Annotated in this window: 17 protein-coding genes; 7 read left to right on the plus strand and 10 right to left on the minus strand. The window is 67.5% G+C overall.

All coding sequences use genetic code 11. The annotated features are described in order from the left end of the window. Window positions 1-54 precede the first annotated feature (54 nt). Window positions 55-1134: a 4-oxalomesaconate tautomerase gene (locus EC839_RS04215; RefSeq protein ID WP_007158582.1), complete on the minus strand. Its 1080-nt coding sequence runs from the start codon at window positions 1132-1134 to the stop codon at window positions 55-57. A 146-nt stretch (window positions 1135-1280) separates the two neighbouring features. On the opposite strand from EC839_RS04215, the gene EC839_RS04220 reads away from it, so the two are divergent. The 5 genes from EC839_RS04220 to EC839_RS04240 all read left to right on the plus strand — a co-directional run bounded on the left by EC839_RS04220 (window position 1281) and on the right by EC839_RS04240 (window position 6229). Continuing rightward, the gene (locus EC839_RS04220; RefSeq protein ID WP_007158583.1) at window positions 1281-2180 is read left to right on the plus strand and encodes a LysR family transcriptional regulator; all 900 of its coding nucleotides are present in this window, start codon (window positions 1281-1283) and stop codon (window positions 2178-2180) included. Between the two features lie 120 nt (window positions 2181-2300). Beyond that, window positions 2301-3242, plus strand: coding sequence for a hypothetical protein (locus EC839_RS04225; protein ID WP_007158584.1), 942 nt, complete (start codon window positions 2301-2303; stop codon window positions 3240-3242). 22 nt (window positions 3243-3264) lie between these two features. Next, a complete protein-coding gene (locus EC839_RS04230) occupies window positions 3265-5298 on the plus strand; it encodes a cbb3-type cytochrome c oxidase subunit I (protein ID WP_371099738.1) in 2034 nt (677 codons plus the stop codon). Next, window positions 5295-5924 carry a cytochrome c oxidase subunit 3 gene (locus tag EC839_RS04235; RefSeq protein ID WP_007158586.1) on the plus strand — a complete coding sequence of 210 codons (630 nt, stop codon included), beginning with the start codon at window positions 5295-5297 and terminating at the stop codon, window positions 5922-5924. The genes EC839_RS04230 and EC839_RS04235 overlap by 4 nt, the downstream gene beginning before the upstream one ends. Next, window positions 5921-6229 carry a cytochrome o ubiquinol/quinol oxidase subunit IV gene (locus EC839_RS04240; RefSeq protein WP_007158587.1) on the plus strand — a complete coding sequence of 103 codons (309 nt, stop codon included), beginning with the start codon at window positions 5921-5923 and terminating at the stop codon, window positions 6227-6229. The genes EC839_RS04235 and EC839_RS04240 overlap by 4 nt, the downstream gene beginning before the upstream one ends. A 45-nt stretch (window positions 6230-6274) precedes the next feature. Here the strand turns inward: EC839_RS04240 and EC839_RS04245 are convergent, their stop codons facing one another. Further along, complete coding sequence (locus EC839_RS04245; protein WP_007158588.1) at window positions 6275-7570, minus strand: sorbosone dehydrogenase family protein; 1296 nt, start codon at window positions 7568-7570, stop codon at window positions 6275-6277. Continuing rightward, the gene (locus EC839_RS04250) at window positions 7567-7995 is read right to left on the minus strand and encodes a DUF2231 domain-containing protein (RefSeq protein ID WP_007158589.1); all 429 of its coding nucleotides are present in this window, start codon (window positions 7993-7995) and stop codon (window positions 7567-7569) included. Before EC839_RS04250 ends, EC839_RS04245 begins: the two co-directional genes overlap by 4 nt. Window positions 7996-8259: 264 nt before the next feature. Between EC839_RS04250 and EC839_RS04255 the strand changes: the two genes are divergently transcribed. Beyond that, a complete protein-coding gene (locus tag EC839_RS04255; protein WP_007158590.1) occupies window positions 8260-9384 on the plus strand; it encodes an MFS transporter in 1125 nt (374 codons plus the stop codon). Between the two features lie 55 nt (window positions 9385-9439). Here the strand turns inward: EC839_RS04255 and EC839_RS04260 are convergent, their stop codons facing one another. Then, entirely contained in the window at window positions 9440-10765 is a 1326-nt protein-coding gene (locus EC839_RS04260) for a M20/M25/M40 family metallo-hydrolase (RefSeq protein ID WP_007158591.1), read from the minus strand. Between the two features lie 271 nt (window positions 10766-11036). Between EC839_RS04260 and EC839_RS04265 the strand changes: the two genes are divergently transcribed. After that, complete coding sequence (locus EC839_RS04265) at window positions 11037-11660, plus strand: VOC family protein (RefSeq protein ID WP_007158592.1); 624 nt, start codon at window positions 11037-11039, stop codon at window positions 11658-11660. A 32-nt stretch (window positions 11661-11692) separates the two neighbouring features. Here the strand turns inward: EC839_RS04265 and EC839_RS04270 are convergent, their stop codons facing one another. From EC839_RS04270 to EC839_RS04295, 6 genes are all read right to left on the minus strand, one after another. Continuing rightward, window positions 11693-12907, minus strand: coding sequence for an HD-GYP domain-containing protein (locus EC839_RS04270; RefSeq protein ID WP_132832215.1), 1215 nt, complete (start codon window positions 12905-12907; stop codon window positions 11693-11695). A gap of 186 nt (window positions 12908-13093) precedes the next feature. Further along, a complete protein-coding gene (locus tag EC839_RS04275) occupies window positions 13094-14722 on the minus strand; it encodes a methyl-accepting chemotaxis protein (protein ID WP_007158594.1) in 1629 nt (542 codons plus the stop codon). Window positions 14723-14862: 140 nt separating this feature from the next. Beyond that, on the minus strand, window positions 14863-15504 hold the full coding sequence (locus tag EC839_RS04280) for a response regulator transcription factor (RefSeq protein ID WP_007158595.1): 642 nt from the start codon (window positions 15502-15504) through the stop codon (window positions 14863-14865). Continuing rightward, complete coding sequence (locus EC839_RS04285) at window positions 15501-16559, minus strand: sensor histidine kinase (RefSeq protein WP_132832216.1); 1059 nt, start codon at window positions 16557-16559, stop codon at window positions 15501-15503. The genes EC839_RS04280 and EC839_RS04285 overlap by 4 nt, the downstream gene beginning before the upstream one ends. Before the next feature lie 26 nt (window positions 16560-16585). Then, window positions 16586-17893, minus strand: a complete 1308-nt coding sequence (locus tag EC839_RS04290; RefSeq protein WP_007158597.1) for an AAA-associated domain-containing protein — start codon at window positions 17891-17893, stop codon at window positions 16586-16588. A 13-nt stretch (window positions 17894-17906) separates the two neighbouring features. After that, window positions 17907-19661, minus strand: coding sequence for an ABC transporter permease subunit (locus EC839_RS04295; RefSeq protein WP_007158598.1), 1755 nt, complete (start codon window positions 19659-19661; stop codon window positions 17907-17909). Between the last annotated feature and the right edge of the window lie 68 nt (window positions 19662-19729).

A 19729-nucleotide genomic window follows, 5' to 3' on the forward strand; every position in this document is an offset into this window, starting at 1 on the left:
GGCATCACCATTTATTGAAGTTGTGCGGATGCGCTGGTGGTTGGGGGTGTCGCGTTAGCCGGCGAGCCTCCGCGCGGTAGGCGCATAGACATGACCGGAAAACAGACGGCGCGCGGTCCGGACGACCGAGGCCTGGATGGTAGTGCCGTCCGCGCCGCCGCGCGACAGCACCACGTCGATCCCGCCGCTGGGATGCTCCAGGCGGACGTGGGTCAGGTCACGCGCCGACTCGCCGAGCAGCGCCATTACCACGGTCTTCGGGGTGACGCAGGCGGTGGCCAGGCCGATGGAGCCGGTGATGGCCAGCGCCCGGTGGCAGCTGTGCGGCATGAAATAGCGCACCTGCAGGGTGCCGCCCTGCTGGGGCGGGGAGATCAGTACCGGCTTGGGGATCACCTTGCCGCTGACATCGCCCAGGCCCATGGCCCGACCCGCCTGCAGACGCAGGGCTTCCAGCCGGGCCAGCAGCGCCGCGTTGGCGTCCAGTTCGGCCGGCCGCTCGCTGCCGGTCACGCCCAGGTGGCGGGCCTCGACGATCATCATCGGCATGGCCATGTCGATGCAGGTCACCGGCACGCCGTCGAAGACGTCGGTGGCCTGGCCGGTGGGAAACAGCGTGCCGGTCTTGCTGCCCACGGCGTCGAGAAAGGTCAGCTGCACCGGCGCGGCGGTGCCGGGCACGCCGTCGATGGCGGTGTCGCCTTCATAGCGCACCAGGCCGCCGGGCGTATGCACCAGGGAATCGACGAAGCTGTTGGTGTTGAGGTTGCGGATACGCACCAGGGTCTTGCCGTCTCTCGCGGCAACCAGCCCCTGCTCCACGGCGAAGGGCCCCACGGCGCAGAGCATGTTGCCGCAGTTGGGTGCGGTATCTACGCGCCGCTCGGCGACCATCACCTGGACGAAGAGGTAATCCACGTCGGCATCGGGATGACTGGACGGGCTGATGATGGCGACCTTGCTGGTCTGGGGACTGCCGCCACCGATGCCGTCGATTTCCAGCTCGTGGCCGGCACCCATGAGGTCGATCAGCATCTCGTCGCGCGCGGCGGGATCGCTGGGCAGGTCGCTGGCGTGGAAGAAGGGGCCCTTGGAGGTGCCGCCTCGCATGAGAACGCAGGGAATACGTTGCATGACTGCTGACTCTTATTGATCAATAGCGGTTATTGATGTTCTGGGAACAAGATTGGCAGCCGGATATAAATCTATCCAATGCAAATATCAGCGTTATTATTCCACTTGAATAATCAATAAAGCCGGCTTTCCGAAACGGGGCGTTCATGGACTACGAGCTGCAAGACATTCGATCTTTCGTGAAAATCGCCGAACTGGGCAGCTTCCACGAGGCCGCCGATGCCCTGCACCTGTCGCAGCCGGCCCTGAGCCGGCGCATCAAGAAGCTGGAAGACGGCCTGGGTACGCCCCTGCTCGAACGCACCACTCGTCGCGTCGGCCTCACCAGCGTCGGGCGCGATTTCCTGCCCAAGGCGCGGCGGCTGCTGGACGACTTCGAGGACTCCATCCTCAGCATCCGCGAGCTGGCCGAGCGCCAGACCGGTCAGGTCACCCTGGCCTGCATCCCCACCGCGGCCTTCTACTTCCTGCCCTCGGTGATCCGCCAGTACAACGAGCAATACCCCAAGATCCGCATCCGCCTGCTGGACCTCAGCGCCAACGACGGACTGGAAGCCGTGCTGCGCGGCGAAGCCGACTTCGGCATCAACATGCTCAGCGGTCAGCACCCGGACATCGAATTCGTGCCCCTGGTGCAGGAGCAATTCGTGTTGGCCTGCCGGCGCGACCACGAACTGGCCGGGCGCCCGTCGATCAGCTGGGCCGAGCTGGTCGAGCACCGGCTGATCGGCGTGGGACGTCTGAGCGGCAACCGGGTGCTACTCGACCATGCCCTCTCCGCCCGCGGCATCCGCCCCAAGTGGTTCTATGAGGTGCAGCACCTGTCCACCTCCCTGGGCATGGTGGAAGCCGGCCTCGGCGTCTCGGCCATGCCCAGTCTGGCCATGCCGGATGCCGACCACCCGACCCTGGTCAGCGTGCCCCTCAGCGATCCAGAGGTGACCCGGACGCTGGGCCTGGTCTCGCGTCGCGGCGCCTCGCTGTCGCCCGCCGCGGAAAAATTCGTCGCCATCCTGCTCGGCCAGTGGAAGACCGAACAGCCCTAGCTCGCACCTCGCACGCGGTCGCGCCCCGGGCGGGAGCGGCCAAGCGCCAGTATCCAGTGAACGGCTCGCCTGCTCGGGCGGTCTGTTGGCTGCAACAACTGGTTACGGTCGAGTCCGCTCATGTCCCTTGCGCGAAAGTCGCGTCCTTCTTCTCCCTGCCCGGGGAGCACCTCGAGGCGCCGCCTGGCGGTCGGGTCCCTGGCTGGCCTGCTGCTGGCCGCTTCGCTCACTGGCTGTTCGCCGCTGCAGCACGGCTTTCTCGCCCCGGCCGGTCTCGCCGCCAGTGGCGAACGCGACCTGCTGCTGTGGATCATCGGCCTGGCCCTGGTGGTGGTCCTGCCGGTGATCCTGCTCACCCCGCTGATCGTCTGGCGCTATCGCCACGGCAACACGCGCGCCGCCTACCGGCCGCGCTGGGAATTCTCCTGGCTGCTGGACGTCTTCGCCTGGGGTGTGCCGGCGCTGATCGTCGCGGTCCTGGCGGTGCTGGTCTGGACCCGCACCCACAGCCTCGATCCCTATCGCTCGCCGACGCCCAGCCAGGCCCCGCTGGAGGTCCAGGTGATCGGCCTGGACTGGAAGTGGCTGTTTCTCTATCCCGAACAGGGCATCGCCACGGTCAATGAACTGGTCCTGCCAGCCGGACGCCCGGTGCAGCTCAGACTTACCAGCGATACGGTGATGCAATCCCTGCTGTTGCCGCGCCTCGGCGGCCAGATCTACGCCATGGCCGGCATGCAGACCCAGCGCTACCTGCAGATTCCCGCGCCTGGCCAGTTCGAGGGCCGCAATGCCCAGTACAGCGGCGAAGGCTTCCAGGATCAGCATTTCCCGATCCGAGTGCTGGATGCGCAGGACTTCGACAGCTGGACCCAGGGCGTCAGCCAGACCCGCGAGGCGCTGGATTGCGCCCATTACCAGGTGCTGTCCCGCCCCGGCACCCTGGAGCAAGCCGCCGAGTGGCGCCTGACCCAACCCGCCCTCTTCGCCTGGGTGCTGGCGCGCTATCGCCAGGATCCGGTACCCGCCTGTGCCACCTTCCAGGGAGCCACCCATGACTGATTCCTCGGCCCTCTGGCACCTGCTGTTCGGTCGCCTGGGCTACGACGCCCTGCCCTTCTACAGCCTGGTCGCCACCTGCGGCGCCAGCGTGGTGATCCTTGGCGCCCTGGCCACCGCCGGGGTGATCACCTGGCTCGGCAAGTGGCGCTATCTCTGGCAGGAGTGGTTCACCAGCCTGGACCACAAGCGCATCGGCGTCATGTATGTGGTGCTGGCCCTGGTGATGTTCAGCCGCGGCGTGGTGGAAGGCGTGATGATGCGCACCCAGCAGGCCCTGGCCATCGATGCCCCGGGCTATCTGCCACCGGAGCACTTCGGCCAGCTGTTCAGCACCCACGGCACCATCATGGTGTTCTTCGTCGCCATGCCCTTCCTTACCGGGCTGATCAACTTCGTCATGCCGCTGCAGATCGGTGCCCGCGACGTGCGCTTTCCGCTGCTCAACGCCATCAGCCTCTGGCTGACCGTGGCCGGTGCAGCCCTGGTGATGGTCTCGCTGGTGCTGGGTCGCTTCTCGACCGGTGGCTGGAGCGGCTATCCGCCCTATACCGGCGCCGAATACCAGCCCGGCGTCGGCCCCGACTACTGGATCTGGGCGCTGACCCTCAGCTCCATCGGCAGCACCCTGACCGGCCTCAATTTTGCCGTCACCCTCTACAAGGAGCGGACGCCGGGCATGCGCCTGTTCCATATGACGCTGTTCAGCTGGACGGCGCTGTGCACCAGCATCCTGATGATCTTCGCCATGCCGCCGCTGACCGTGGCCACCCTGCTGCTGGCCCTGGACCGCTACCTGGACTTCCATTTCTTCACCAACACCCAGGGCGGCAACCTGATGAACTACATCAACCTCTTCTGGCTGTTTGGCCATCCGGAGGTGTACATCCTGATCCTGCCGGCCTTCGGGGTGTTCTCCGAGGTCTTCGCCACCTTCTCCACCAAGCGGCTCTATGGCTATCACTCGCTGGTCTGGGCCACCCTGGTGATCGCGGTGCTGTCCTTTACCGTCTGGCTGCACCACTTCTTCACCATGGGCCAGAGCCCGAAGATCAATGCCGCCTTCGGCATCGCCACCATGCTCATCGGCATCCCCACCGGGGTGAAGATCTACGACTGGATGGCGACCATGTTCCGCGGGCGCATCCGCCTGACCACGCCGCTGATCTATGCGGTGATGTTCATCATGTTGTTTGTCATCGGCGGCCTTACCGGCATCACCCTGGCCACACCGCCGGTGGACTATCAGGTGCACAACACCGTCTACCTGGTCGCTCACTTCCACAACATGCTGATCCCCGGGATGCTGTTCGGCATGCTGGCCGGCTATCACTTCTGGTTTCCCAAGGCCTTCGGCTTTCGCCTCGACGAGCGCTGGGGCCGCATCGCCGCCCTGAATTTCGGCCTGGGCTTCCTGCTCGCCTTCATGCCGCTGTACGTGCTGGGCGTCTCCGGCCTGCCGCGGCGCAGCCAGGCGATCCACAATCCCGATTTCGCCCCGCTGCTGTGGGTCGCCGAGCTGGGTGCGGTGATCCTGCTCGCCGCCCTGGCCAGCCTGGTGATCCAGTTGGTGGTGAGCATCCGCCACCGCGACAGTGCCCGGGTGCCGGTGGGCGATCCCTGGAATGGCCGCACCCTGGAATGGGCCGTGGCCGCGCCGCCGCCGGAATACAACTTCGCCGTGCCGCTGCCGATCAACGACCGCGATCCCTTTACCTGGCTCAAGGAGCACGGCCTGGCCTATGACCGGCCGCGCACCTATGCCGACATCGAACTGCCAAAGAACAGCGCGGTGCCTGCCATCGTCGGGGCCGCAGGCTTTGCCTGCGCCTTCGGGCTGGTCTGGCACATCGGCTGGCTGGCCGTGCTCGGCCTGGGGGTGGCCTGGGGTGCGGTGATCGCCCGCAGCTTCCAGCGCGATACCGAGCGGCTGATTTCCGCTGCAGACATCCGGCGCGAGCACGAGGCCTGGCTGGATCTCGTCGCCGCGACGCGAGCGGTCAACCGCGACGAGGAAACCGGGCCGGGCAACCGTGGCCTGGCGGAGATGGGCCCATGAGTCCGCGCGACATGAATCACGCCGGCCTCAATGTCGGCGCCACCGATCACGCCACCCACGCCGAGGCCGAGTATTCGCTGTTCGGGTTCTGGATCTTCCTGATGAGCGACGCCCTGGTGTTCGCGCTGCTGTTCGCCATTTACGCGACGCTGCAGCACGCCACCGCCGGGGGCCCGGTCGCCCGGAACGTCTTCGAGATCGGCAGTGTCACCCTGCAGACCCTGGTGCTGCTGGCCAGCAGCTTCACCTATGGCCTGGCGTCCCTGGCCATGAAATACCACGAGGGCCGCCTGCGGCCGCTGGTGACCTGGCTGCTGGTGACCCTGGCCCTGGGCCTGGTCTTTCTGGGCCTGGAGGTGCACGACTTCCTCGGCATGGCGGACAAGGTCGCCCTGCCCCAGCGCAGCGCCTTTCTCTCGGCCTTCTTCGCCCTGGTGGGCATGCACGGGGTGCACGTCGCCAGTGGCTGTCTGTGGCTGGTGGTGATGCTGGTGCAACTCAGGGTGTTCGGCCTGGATACGCCGGTGAAGACCCGGCTGATGCGGCTGGGCCTCTTCTGGCATTTTCTCGATATCGTCTGGGTAGCCATCCTCTCGGTGGTCTACCTGCAGGGGCTACTGCCATGAAGAGAGATGACTATCGTCGGGAGCTGACGAGCTACGTGGTCGGCCTGCTGCTGGCGGTGACGCTGAGCCTGATCCCCATCGGCCTGGTGCTCTTCCCGAGCTGGCCGCGCGGCACCACCCTGGGGGTCATCTTCGGCCTGGGTCTGCTGCAGATCCTGGTGCACCTGCGCTGCTTCCTGCATATCAGCCTGGGCCGCTCGCACCGCCACGACCTCTATCTGCTCTTGTTCACCAGCCTGATCCTGGTGCTGATGGTGGTGGGCAGCCTGGTGGTGCTCGGCGATCTGCAGCACCGCATGCATTGATCGGCTTGCCGCCCGACTGCGCGGCAAGCCGATCCATCTCGCACCTTACTGGGTACGCGTCACGCGCCAGACGGTGTTGGCCAGGTCGTCGGCGATGAGGACGCCACCGCGCTGATCCACCGCCACTCCGACCGGGCGGCCGCGGGTCTTGCCGTCGTCGCCGAAGAACCCGGTAGCGAAGTCGATGGGTTCGCCGGCCGGACGGCCCTGCTGGAAGGGTACGAAGACCACGCGGTAGCCCACCGGCTTGTCGCGGTTCCAGCTGCCGTGCTCGCCGACGAAGACGCCATCGGTGAATTGCCCGCCCACCGCCGCGGTGGAAAAGGTCACGCCCAGGGCGGCGACGTGGGAGCCCAGGCTGTAGTCGGGCTTGATGGCGGCGGCCACCTTGGCCGGATCCTGCGGCTGGGCGCGGGTGTCGACGTTCTGCCCCCAGTAGCTGTAGGGCCAGCCATAGAAACCGCCTTCGCGGATGGAGGTCAGGTAGTCCGGTACCAGGTCCGGGCCGATCTCGTCGCGCTCGTTGGCCACTGCCCAGAGCTGGCCGCTGTCGGGCTGTATGGCCAGGGCGGTGGGATTGCGCACCCCGGTGGCATAGTTCTTGTGCGCACCGCTCTGGGCATCGATCTGCCAGATCACCGCGCGATCCACCTCGACGTCCATGCCGCGCTCGCCGACGTTGCTGTTGGAGCCGATCCCCACATAGAGGTAACGACCATCGGCGCTGGCGGCGAGGGACTTGGTCCAGTGGTGATTGATCGCCGCTGGTAGGTCGACCAGCTTGTCCGGCGCGCCGCTGGCCTGGGTCTGTCCGTCCTGGTAGGGGAAGCTGACCAGGGCGTCCTGGTTGGCCACGTAGATCCGGCCGTTGGCCAACGCCAGGCCATAGGGCGCGTTGAGATTCTCGGCGAACACCGTCTTGAGTTCGTACTTGCCGTCGCCGTCGGCGTCGCGCAGTAGGGTCAGGCGATTGCCGCCCTTCACCTGGGTGTTGCCCTGGGCCTTGATGTAGCCGGCGATGACGTCCTTGGGCTTGAGCTTGGGCGCATTGCCGCCACGGCCCTCGGCCACCAGGATGTCGCCGTTGGGCAACACCAGCATCTGCCGCGGAATGCGCAGATCGGTGGCGATGGCGGTGATGGTGTAGCCCTGGGGCACCGTGGGTACGCGATCGCCCCAGGGCGCCGGCTCGGCGATCTTCATGCTCGGCAGCAGGCCGCGCTGGGGTTCGGGCAGCTTGGGATCGGGACCGCGGGCCTGGGTGTCGGCGCCACCCTCGTTGCCGCAGGCGGCCAGCAGCATGGCCAGACCGAGAACGCTCAAGGCTCTTGGAGTGCTCATCGGACCACCTCCGAACGCAGGTTGGAGAGCGCGATCCAGGCCGCCACCAGGCTCAGCACCGATACGATCACCGAGAGGATCAGTCCGGCAGGCATCACCGCCCAGGCGTCCTTGGCGTGCTCGAAGGCATTGACCAGCCCCAGCACCCAGGCCAGCAGCAGCAGGAGGAAATAGGCCGCCGGCCGTCGCCCACGGAAGCGCGCGCCGAACAGATTGCCGAGGGCGAACAGCAGGGCCAGCCCGGACAGCAACAGCGCGCCGGCGATCAGCCAGGCGGCGAAGTTGGCCCACTGGATCTGCTGGGTCTGGTAGTAGGCGATATCGCTGAGCAGGCCGCCGATGAACAGCGGGACGGAGCCGGCCAGCAGCAGCGCGTGAAGCGGGCCGGGCCGGACAGGGTGGTAATGATGGGCAGCTACGGTCACTGACGACTCCTTTTCATGACGGGACGTGGCAGGGCCGGGCAGCCACTGCGCGGCGCAAGACGCACTGAAAAGGATTGCGCGCGCCCGCGGTTAGTTCAGCCGTTTCGCCTGGCGGACACCTCTTGCAAAAGAAGAGATAATGACAGTCTCGTTGCAGCCACGGCCTCTGCCTGGCGCCTGTAGGGCCGAGCCGTCACTGCAATCCGCTGTCCAGCCGCCGACCGCCGGGCTGGACGTCACCTCGCCCACAGGAATCTCTTGCGCATGACCTCTTCCCGGTCCGTCGACCAGGCCTCCCGGCGCGCGGCCATCGTCCTCGCCTACTGCCTGCCCAGCGACGTGCTGCTCTATCTCGTGCTGCCCATGTACGCCCCGGTCTTTGGCATCAGCCTGATCGAGGCCGGCATCCTGCTGGCCGCCAACCGGCTGATCCGCATCGTCGGCTATGGCTATGTGGTGCAGCTCTATGCCCGCTTTGGCGATCGCCGCAGTCTGGTCGTGGCCTCCGCGGTGGCCGCCCTCTGCGCCCTGGGCAACGCCCATCTCTCCGGCTTCTGGGCACTGCTGGGGCTGCGCCTGGCCTGGGGCCTGAGCTTCGCCACCTTCAACCTGTCCACCCAGGTGCTGGCCACCGCCGACCCGGCCGGCGCCGCCCGACGCACCGGCACCTCGCGGGCGCTGATTGCCATCGGCCCCATGCTGGCCCTGTCCGTGGGCGCCTGGCTGACCCTGCAATACGGCCCGCGCGCCGTGCTGCTGCTGAGCAGCGGACTCTGCCTGATCGGCCTGCTGCTGGCCCTGGCGCTGCCCCGCGCCGGGCACGAATTGCCGGCGCCCGGACGGCGCCTGCGCTGGCCGGATCGCATCGTCACCTGGTCCTTTATCGAAGGGGTGACCTTGGACGGCCTGTTCATCTTTGGTCTGTCGGCCTTTTCCCAGGCGGTGCTGGGCGGCAATGCGGTGCTGGTGGCCGGACTGCTGATGGCGCTGCGTTATCTGTCCGACATGCTGCTCAGCCCGCTCGGTGGGCGGGCGGCGGATCGCTATGGCGCGGCGCCCATGCTGGTGGTCTGCTCGACGCTGACCGCGCTGTTCCTGATCGCCTTCGGCTTTCACTGGCTGATCCTCGGCGCCGGCGGAGTGCTGATCCTGCGCGCCCTGCAGATCCCCCTGGTGGTGACCCTGGTCGCCACCCGCCATCCCGGTCAGGCCCGGTTGCCGGCGCTGGCCTCCAACGCCATGTGGCGCGACGTGGGTGCCAGCGTGGGGCCGCTGCTGGCCGGCGTGCTCATTCCGCTGGTGCCTTCGACCCTGCTGTATACGCTGTCCGGCCTGGCGATCCTGGTCAGCTCCCTGGCCTGTCTGCGACTGAAGCCGGTGAGCGAATGAGGCCGCCAGCCCTGGCACCGCTCCCGTGCGGAGCGGTGCCAGGGCTGGCCGTGGGCTACTTGACTTTGGCCTGCAGCACCGGCTCGCTGACGCCCTTGACGCCGACCAGGGTCAGGCTGGTCAGCAGCACGTTCTGCGGGCCCTGGTAGGCGTCCACCGGCTTGTACCATTCCGCCAGCGAGTGGGCACTACCGCCCTCCCCGCCACCGCTGATGGTCATGGCCGGAATGCCCAGCGACATGGCGGTGTTGGAGTCGGTGCTGCCGCCACTGAGGGTGACCTTGGCGCCGCCCGTGACCGCCGCAATGGAGCGCTGCGCCGTCTGCACCATGGGCGAATCCTCTGCCGTGCCCCCGGCCGGACGATCGCCGATCAGCTTGATGTCCACCGAGATCTGGTCGGTCTCCCAGCGCTGGTTCTCTTCCTTCACCGCGTCCTCCACCAGGGCCAGGATCTCCTTCTCTTCGGCCAGCAGCGCGGCCTCTTCGTTGGATCTCATGTCCAGGGTCAGGCGCGCCTCGCCGGCGATGGCGTTGACCGAGGTGCCGCCCTGCACCGTGCCGACGGTAAAGGTGGTCTTGGGCTCCTTGGGCGGACGGACCTCGGCGATCTTGGCGATGGCGCGGCCCATGGCGTGGATGGCGCTGGGTCGACCGAATTCGGCGAAGCTGTGGCCACCCGGTCCCTTGAAGGTCATCTCGTATCTGTGGCTGCCGGTACCGCGATTGACGATGCGACGCACGTCGATGCCGTCCACCGAGATGAAGCCGTCGATGCCCTGGCGATCCTTGAACAGCGCCTTCACCCCGCGCAGGTTGCCCAGCTCTTCCTCGCCCACGGTGCCGACGAAGACCAGGTCGCCCACCGTCTCGATGCCGCTCTTGTTGAGGGCGTCGATCACCGACAGCAGCGCCGCCAGGCCCCGGGCGTCATCGCCGATGCCGGGGCCGTAGGTCTTGCCATCCTTTTCCTTGAGGGTCAGGTCGGTGCCCTCGGGAAACACCGTGTCCAGGTGCGCCGACACCACCAGCTGCGGCCCCTGGCCACTGCCCTTGCGGGTGGCGATCACATAGCCTTCCGGGGCGATGCTGGCGTCCTTGAGACCCAGCTCCTGGAAGCGCTTGAGGTAGTACTCGGCGCGCACCTTTTCCTTGAACGGCGGCGCGGGAATTTGGGCGATGTGCTTTTGTTCCGTGAAGGTGCGGCCATCGTCGGCGCGCAGCGCTTCCAGCGCCTTGGCGACGCGGGCATCACCCTGCACGGCGGACAGGGAACCCTCGACCCCCGGCGCGGCGGCCAGGGGCAGCGCCAGGGTGGCGGTCGCGGCGGTAAGCACTAGAGCGGAAAAGCGGTTGGCCAAGGCCGAACGAGCAAAAGACATCTGACACTCCCATTGCCTGAATTGGTATTCCGATCGAGCACAATCGTCAGACGAATGCGCCCTGCCTGACCCTAGGTGCCTGCGCACGAAAGGTCAAAGCACGGGACGCTCTCGGATATGTAGCGTCGTTCAGGATGTTTTCTCGTGCTCAAGATGGTGACGCCGACAACGTTCCGATGCGCCTGCCCGGACGCCTTGAGGCGCCGAGCCCGGTCGCGGGCGCTAAGCTGAGTGTCCACCAGCAAACCTTCGCCGCTCAGGAGCCGTCCCCATGAGACTTTCCCGCCTGGACCACCTGGTCATCGTGGCCCCGACCCTAGCCGCGGGCGCCCGGTATGTCGAAGAGCGCCTCGGCGTGGCGCTGCAGCCCGGCGGCCAACATGCGCGCATGGGTACCCACAACCTGCTGCTCGGGCTGGGGGACGGCTATCTGGAAGTCATAGCCCCGGACCCGGAGGCGCCGCCGCCGACCAGACCGCGCTGGTTCGGGCTGGATGAGCTGGCACCTGATGCCGCGCCCCGCCTGGCACACTGGGTGGCCGGGACCCAGGGCTTGGCGCAGGCGGATGCGCACCTCACGCGGCCCTTTGGCCGCATCGAGTCGATGAGTCGCGGCGCGCTGGCCTGGCAGATCTCGATCCATGCCGATGGGCAGCTGCCGCTGGGCGGGGTCCTGCCCAGCCTGATCGACTGGGGCGACGCCCGGCACCCGGCGGCTGGGCTGATCGATCAGGGCTGCCGCCTGCAGCGCCTGGAACTCAGGCATCCCGATGCCGCGGTGCTCGGGCAGCAGCTGGAGGCGATCGGCTTTTCCGGACCCGTCGCGGTGCTGCCTGGGGAGAGACCCGGCTTGCTGGCCTACCTGGAGACGCCGACGGGTCTGAAGACCCTCTGACGGTCGGCCCCTGACGGCGACCCCTCCCCCGTTCAGCCCGGCACCACCAGTCCCTTGGCGCGGTAGGCGTCGATGTCGATACCATAGGCACCCGAGGGTTTCACTTCGCGGACGCTGACCAGGCGGCCCTGCTCATCGAGCGGATTGCGCGCCAGGTCGAGCACCCGCTCCGGGCGCGGCTGCTTGCTGGCGTCCAGCACGATCAGCACGCGTGGCTTCAGTTTGCTGCCGGCGTCGAAGCCGATGATGATGCCCACCTCGCCGGTGCTCAGCTCGACGATCTCGCCCGGCGGATAGACGCCGATCAGCTGGATGAAGGCCAGGACGACGACTTCGTCGAATTGCGTGCCCCGGGCTTCGAAGAGGACGCGCAGGGCTTCCAGGCTGGAGCGGCCCTCGCTGTAGGGGCGATCGCTGGTGATGGCGTCGTAGGCGTCCACCACGGCGATGATCCTGGCCTTGAAGGGGATGCGGTGCGCCGGCAGTTGGCGAGGGTAGCCCTTGCCATCCATGCGCTCGTGGTGGGTATGGGCGACGTCGACGGCGGCCGGCGGCACCTCGCTGTTGGCCATCAGCAACTGATAGCCGTAGGTGGTATGGGCCTGCATGAGGCGAAATTCTTCGTCGGTCAGGCGGCCTGGCTTGTTGAGGATCTCGTCGGGCACCTTGATCTTGCCGACGTCGTGCAGCATGCCGCACACCCCGAGTTCTTCCAGTTCGAGAGGCAGCAGGCCCAGCGCCTTGCCCAGGGCGATGGCATAGAGCGAGACGCGCAGGCAGTGCTCGGCGGTGTAGTGGTCGCGCTGCTTGATGCGCGCCAGCCAGAGGGTGGCCGCAGGGTGCTTGAGCACGCTCTCGACGCACTCGCCGACCGCGCGGCGCACTTCGCCGACGTCGAGTTCCTTGCCGAACTTGACGGCGTCGAGCATGCGCATCGACACGGCGCGGGCTTCGCGCCACACCGGTTCGGTGGTCTTGACCTCATCCCGGTAGTCGACGGCATAGGTCTTGGCCTGGGCGCCTGCCGACAGGCTGGCGGACAGCGGCGTCACCGTATGGCTCTGGCGGCGATCCACCCAGACGAAATCGCAGGTCTCCTGCAGGGTGCGCAGGTCGTGCGCGTTCTGGATGGGAAAGCCCTGGAACAGGAAGGGCGTGCCTTCCCAAGGTCGATCCAGTTCGCAGACGTACATGCCCAGCTGCAATTGGGAGACAGGTACTTTGAGGCTGTATTGGGGCAGCGCCATGGTTTCTCTGCGAGAGTGTCGATGGACGGAATTAAATAGGTATTACAATAACTATTGATACCAAAAAGCCACTACTCGGGGAAGCGCCCGGCGGGCTCGCGCCGATGAGCCGGCGAAATAGGGTGGCCAAAGGTAACCGGATATGAAAAGAGCGGGCGCGCGACCGCCATCAACGCGCCCTGCCCTTCAGGCCAGTTTGAAGCGACGCACCAGCGTTTGCAGTTCACCGGCCAGTTCCGACAGCTGCTCGCTGGCGCCCACGGTTTCGCGGTTGCCATCGCTGGTCTGCACCGACAGATCGCGGATGCTGATGAGGTTGCGGTCCACCTCGCGGGAGACGTGGGCCTGCTCCTCGGAGGCGGTGGCGATCTGCAGATTGCGCTCGTCGATCAGCCGTACGGCCTGGAGGATGTCGCTCAGCGCCGCACCGGCTTCCTGGGCCACCACATAGGTGGCCTGGGCCTGGCTGGTGCTGAGCTGCATGGAATCCACGGCTTCAGCCGAGCCCTTCTGGATCGCCTGGATCATCTGCTCGATCTCGCGGGTCGAGGTCTGGGTGCGATGCGCCAGGGCGCGGACCTCGTCGGCGACCACGGCGAAACCGCGACCCTGCTCGCCCGCGCGGGCGGCCTCAATGGCGGCGTTGAGCGCCAGCAGGTTGGTCTGCTCGGCGATGGAGCCGATCACACTGAGCACCTGGCTGATGTCCTGGGCTTGCCCGGCCAGGCCTTCAACCTGGACCGAGGTCGACTGCACCTGCTGGGTGAGGCGCTGCATGGCGTCGAGGGCCTGGCCGACCTTGGTGTTGCCGTTTTCCGCCGCCGCACTGGATTCCCGCGCGGCCTGGGACGTGGAGGCCGCGTTGCGCGCCACCTCTTCCACCGCGGCACTCATCTCGGTGACCGCCGTGGCGGCCTGATCGATCTCGGCGTTCTGACTTGCCAGGGCGCGACTGGCTTGGTCGGTGACGGTATCCATGGTCCGGGCGGTCTCGCTCAGACGGCTGGACGAGTTGGAAATACCGTGGAGGGTATCCTTGAGGTTGTCCTGCATCTGCGCCAGGGCGCGCATCAGGCCGGCGGCTTCGTCCTTGCCGGTCGGATCTATCCTGCCGGTCAGCTCGCCCTCGGCGATGGCGTTGGCCACGGCCAGGGAGTCGCCGATCGGCTGGGCCAGGCTGCGGGTCAGGCGCCAGGCCAGCAGCAGGGTCACCAGCACCGCCAGCAGCATGATGCCGACCACGATGCTGACGCTGCGGTCATAGATGCCAGTGGCCGCCTCCCCCGCGTGACGGGCGCCTTCGCTGTTGAATTCGCGCAGGCGCGTCAGCTGTTCCTGATAGCCTTCGGCGCGTTGGCGCTGCTCGCCATTGGCCAGCTTGAGCGCCTCGGCGCGGTCGCTGGCGGCCAGGGTGACGACGCGATCCAGCCCGTCCAGGTAGCCTTTCATCTGCAGCGCGGCCTGGTCGAAATTGGCGCGCTCTTCAGCGGTGGAGATCAGATGGTCGCGGTAATAGGCCGTGCGCGCATTCATCAGATCGCGATTCTGCTGGATCTTCCGCGTTGCCATGGCCATGGCGGCGCTGTCCTCAGTGGCCAGCAGCCGAATGCTCTCCAGCCGGGTGTGCATCAAGGCGATCTGGATGTCATCGGTGGTCTGGACGCTCGCCAGCCACTCGGCCTCCATCGCCTGCTCGGTGGCGCGCAGGGCCTTGAGCTGGACCAGGGCGAAGGCCCCGAGCAGCATCACGAACAGGGTGACCGCACCGAAGCAGAGGATGGCGCGGGGGGCGATGCGTAGCTGACGAAGGTTCAAGACGGGCTCCTTGGATCGGCGAAAGGCGATCCTCTAAAGCCCATATCGACTGACTATTACCTTTCTTTAGCGCGCAAGTGATTGGCGCGACAACCAGGCTGCGGAGCCTGTCCAGCGGCCGCACGCCTGGCAGGAAAGGCCTAGCCGCGCGACGCCTCCAGCCGCTCCACCATCTTGACCAGTTCCGCCAGGGAACCGGCCTGCAGCTTGCGCATGAGCGCGGCGCGACGCACCTTGACGGTGATCTCGCTGACCCCCAGCTGGGCGGCGATCTGCTTGTTGAGCAACCCGGTCACCACCCGCGCCAGCACCGCCCGCTCGCCGTCGTTGAGGGTGTCGAGGCGGGTCTGCAGCTCCTGCAACTGGCGGCGCTGGGCATGGGCCTCCTGCGCCTTGCGCAGTGCCTGGTCGATGGCATCGAGCAGGTCCTGGTCGCGAAACGGCTTGGTGAGGAATTCCAGGGCGCCCTGCTTCATCGCCCTGACCGACATGGGGATGTCGCCATGGCCGGTGATGAAGATGATCGGCAGCGCCAGGCCACGCCGCTGCAGCTCCTGCTGTAGATCCAGGCCGTTCATGCCGGGCATGCGCACGTCCAGCACCAGGCAGCCCGGTGCGTCTAGCCGGGCCCGCTCGAGAAAGTCGGCGGCCGAGACATAGCTGCGGGTATCGAGCCCCACGGACGCCAGCAGGTCTTCCACGGCGGCGCGCACCGAGGCGTCGTCGTCCACCAGGTGGACCAGGGCGGGCGGGCTTTGCTCGGTGGTGCTTGCTGAGGTCATGGCTGCGGATCCTTGGGCAGGCTGCAGTAGACCCCCGTGCCGCCGTCCGGCAGCGAGGTGGCCCAGATCCGCCCGCCATGGGCTTCGACGATGGAGCGACTCAGCGCCAGGCCCAGGCCCATGCCCTGCGCCTTGGTGGTGTAGAAGGCCTCGAACATCTGCTCGCGCGCCATCGGCGTCAAGCCACGCCCGCTGTCTTCCACGCCGAGGCGGATGGCGCCGGCGGTGTCCTGCCCCACCTGGATGACCACCCGCCGCTGCTCGGGCGGTATCCCTTCGAGGGCGTCCAGGGCATTGAGCAGCAGATTGAGGATGACCTGCTGCAGCTGGCTTTCGTCGGCCAGCAGCGGCGGCAGGCCCTCCTGCAGGCGCACCTCCACGGCGACCTGGCGCTGGTTCAATTCGGCGCGGACGAAATCCAGCACCTTCTCCACGGTATCGGCGACGTTGAGCCAATCCTTGGCCACCTGCGCCTGGCGCACCAGGCTACGCACCCGGGCGATCACCGCGCTGGCGCGGTGGGCGTCGTCGATGACCCGTTGCGCGGCCTGCACGGCGCGCTCCACCTGCGGCGGCTGATTGCTCAACCAGCGCTGGCAGGCGTTGCCACTGGCGGCGATGGCGGTGAGCGGCTGATTCACCTCGTGGGCGATGGACGCGGCCAGCTCACCCAGCTGGCTCAGGCGCCCGGCCTGGACCAGGCGTGTCCGGGCCGCATCGGCGGCGCGCTTGGCGGCCTCCAGGCGCAGCGACAGGGCGGCGACCGCGACGATGGCCAGCAGGCTGATGATGCAGTTGACCAGCCCTGCCTCGCGGTCGCCACTGCGGGTGGCGACATAGCTGCAGAGCACCAGCAGCGTGCAGCCCAGGGCGGTGACCGTGACCCCGCGCGCGGACAGAAAGCCGGCCGCCAGGAGCACCACCACCACCTGGAAGACGCCGATGGCGATCTCCCGGTCGGTGAAGGTGTCCAGCAGGGCAATGCCCAGCGCCAGGGCGCAGAGGCCCCCTAGCCGCAGCCAGTGGGTGGTGGTGGCGAAGGGTCGTCGATCCATGGCCAGTTTCTCGTTCGTAGTCGCTCTTAGCCCGGATTTTCCAGGCTGAACATATCGGCCGCCTGATCATAGGCGAAGAGCTCACCGTAGCGCCCCCACTGGATGGCGCTGCCGAGGGTGCGCGCGGCGTCGGCCTCGTCCATGAAGTCCTCCAGTTCGTCGCGGAAGCGCCGCGCCGGCGCCGTGTGGCCCTGGCGATCGTCCAGCACCCGGCGGATATGGGCCACCAGCGGCACGAAGTTGAGCAACTGGCGGGCGAACAGCTGCTTGCGCACGTCCACCCCCGCCTCGACATAGGCGCGCCCGGCCGGCAGCAGGCGCAGGTCGCCGCCTTCGAGGACCGCCAGGCGCAGCAGTTGCAGCACCTCGGCCAGGGGAAACAGCTCGTCCAGCGCATAGCCCAGCCCGCCGGCCAGTTCCGGCAGGTCGGCGCGACCGTCGTAGGGCGCGGCCTGGACCGCCTCCAGCAAGCCGGCCAGGGCGTTGGTCGATACCGTCGGCAGCCGCATGCCCAGGCCATTGCCGGGCACCCCTGCGTCGTGGGGCGCCGGCGTGGTCTCGCCGGTCATGCGCACATAGATCTCCTCCACCAGTTCGCGAAAGGCCGGATCGTGGCGATTGCGCGGCTGCGGCAGGTCGATGCGGATCTCGCTGGCGACGCGCCCGGGATTGCTGGAAAAGATCAGCACCCGATCGCAGAGCAGCACCGCCTCGGCGATGTTGTGGGTGACCATCAGGATGGAACGGATCGGCATGCGCCCCTCGACCCAGAGGTCGAGCAGGTCGGTGCGCAGGGTCTCGGCGGTGAGCACGTCCAGCGCCGAGAAGGGTTCGTCCATCAGCAGCACGTCCGGGTGCACCACCAGGGCACGGGCCAGGCCGACGCGCTGGCGCATGCCGCCGGAGAGCTCCTTGGGATAGGCGCTCTCGAAGCCGTCCAGGCCGATCAGGTCGATGGCGGCCAGGGCGCGGCGACGGCGCTCGTCCAGCGGCACGTGCAGGGCCTCCAGGCCGATCTCGACGTTCTGCAGCACGGTCAGCCAGGGAAACAGCGCGAAGCTCTGGAACACCATGCTGACCCGGGCGCGCTGGCCGTCGTCCTTGGGCGGGAAATCGACGCTGCCGCCGCTGGGGGTGAGCAGCCCGGCGATGGACCTGAGCAGGGTCGACTTGCCGGAGCCGGAGCGCCCCAGCAGGCCGACGATCTCGTTTTCGTGCAGGGTCAGGGAGACGTCGTCCAGCACGACCCGGGCCGGGCCGCCGGCGTTGCCATAGAGCTGGCGGACGTTCTGGACGTCGATCAGGGGACGGGCATTCAGCGCGGTCAGGTTCATGGCGGTTCTCCTCTTAGTCGAGCCGCAGACGCCGTTCGGCGTAGGCATACAGGGGCCGCCAGAGCAGCCGGTTGAAACCGAGTACGAAGATCGACATCACCACGATGCCCAGGGCGACCCGGGGGAAGTCGCCAGCGGTGGTCATCTGCGCGATGTAGGCGCCCAGGCCATGGGCCTGCAGGCGTTCATTGCCCCAGCTAACCACCTCGGCGACGATGCTGGCGTTCCAGGAGCCGCCCGCGGCGGTCAGGGCGCCGGTGACGTAGTAGGGAAAGATCGCCGGCAGGGCCAGCTGCCGCCACCACTGCCAGCGCTTGAGGCCGAACAGCCGGGCCGCTTCGCGCAGGTCGTTGGGCAGCACGCTGGCGCCGGCGATGACGTTGAACAGGATGTACCACTGGGTGCCCAGCACCATCAGCGGCGACAGCCAGATGTCCGGATTGAGGTGGAAGCTGACGATGCCCACCACCGCCACCGGGAACAGCACGTTGGCCGGAAAGGCGGCGAGGAACTGGGCCACCGCCTGCAGGCGCTGCGACCAGCCCGGGCGCAGGCCGATCCAGACGCCGATGGGCACCCAGATCAGGCTGGCGACGGCGATCAGCAGCAGCACCCGGGCCATGGTCAGCAGGCCCAGGCCGAGTACCGCGACCGCTTCCACCCAGTAGACGTCGGCGGCGATGAAGCGGTACAGCGCATAGACGCCATAGGGCAGCACCACCAGCAGCGCGCCGTACCAGAGCACGTCCAGCCCGCGCTGCAGCCAGGCACGGCCCTGCGGCGCCAGGTGCCAGTGCGGCCAGGCGCGGCGGATCCGCAGGGTGGCGAGCTGGGTGCAGAAGCTGCCGAAGCCACCCAGCATGCGCCCCAGGCGCGCGCGCCGGACCAGGTCGTAGACCCAGGAGCGCGGCACCTGCTGGCTGGCGGTCTGCTCGACGCGGAAGCGATCGGCCCAGGCCACCACCGGGCGGAAGAACAGCTGGTCGTAGACCAGGATTACCAGGCCCATGGCCAGCACCGCCCAGCCGATGGCGGCGATGTCCTGCCGGGCGATGGCCAGCGCCAGCCAGGAGCCGATGCCGGGCAGGTTGATAGTGTTGTCGCCCACGGTGATGGCTTCCGAGGCCACCACGAAGAACCAGCCGCCGGACATGGACATCATGGTGTTCCACACCAGGCCGGGGATGGCGAACGGCAGCTCGAGGCGGAAGAACCGGCGCCAGGGCGACAGCCCGAACTGGCGACTCACCTGCTGCAGGTCCTCGGGCACGGTGCGCAGCGACTGGTAGAAGCCGAACGCCATGTTCCAGGCCTGGCTGGTGAAGATGGCGAAGATGGCCGCGCACTCGGCGCCCAGCTGGCGACCGGGAAAGAGCCCCAGGAAGAAACTCACGGTAAAGGTCAGGAAGCCGAGGATGGGCACCGATTGCAGGATGTCGATGGCCGGCAGGATCAGCAGCTCCGCCTTGCGACTCTTGGCCGCCAGGGTGGCGAAGACGAAGGTGAACAGCAGCGAGGCGCCCAGGGCGATGAACATGCGCAGGGTGGTACGCAGGGCGTACTCGGGCAGCCGCGCCAGGTCGAGGGTCATGGGATCCGCGTCGAGCACGGCCAGGGGCGCGCGCATCTCGGCAACGCCATGCCAGATCAGCGCCAGGGCGATCAGCCCGAGGGTGAGGCAAAGGGCATCGGCCCACAGGGAGGTGGGACGTTGCCGCAGCGAGCGCGGCGCCACGGCGGGGGTGTAGAGGCCAGGAAGGGTCTTCATGGCGTACCTCTTTGAAGGGGGCCTTGGGAGAGCGGCCGGCCCTGCCGCGCAGGGTTCGGACACCGGGC

Source organism: Pseudomonas sp. JUb52 (assembly GCF_004341115.1).
GTDB lineage: Bacteria > Pseudomonadota > Gammaproteobacteria > Pseudomonadales > Pseudomonadaceae > Chryseomonas > Chryseomonas oryzihabitans.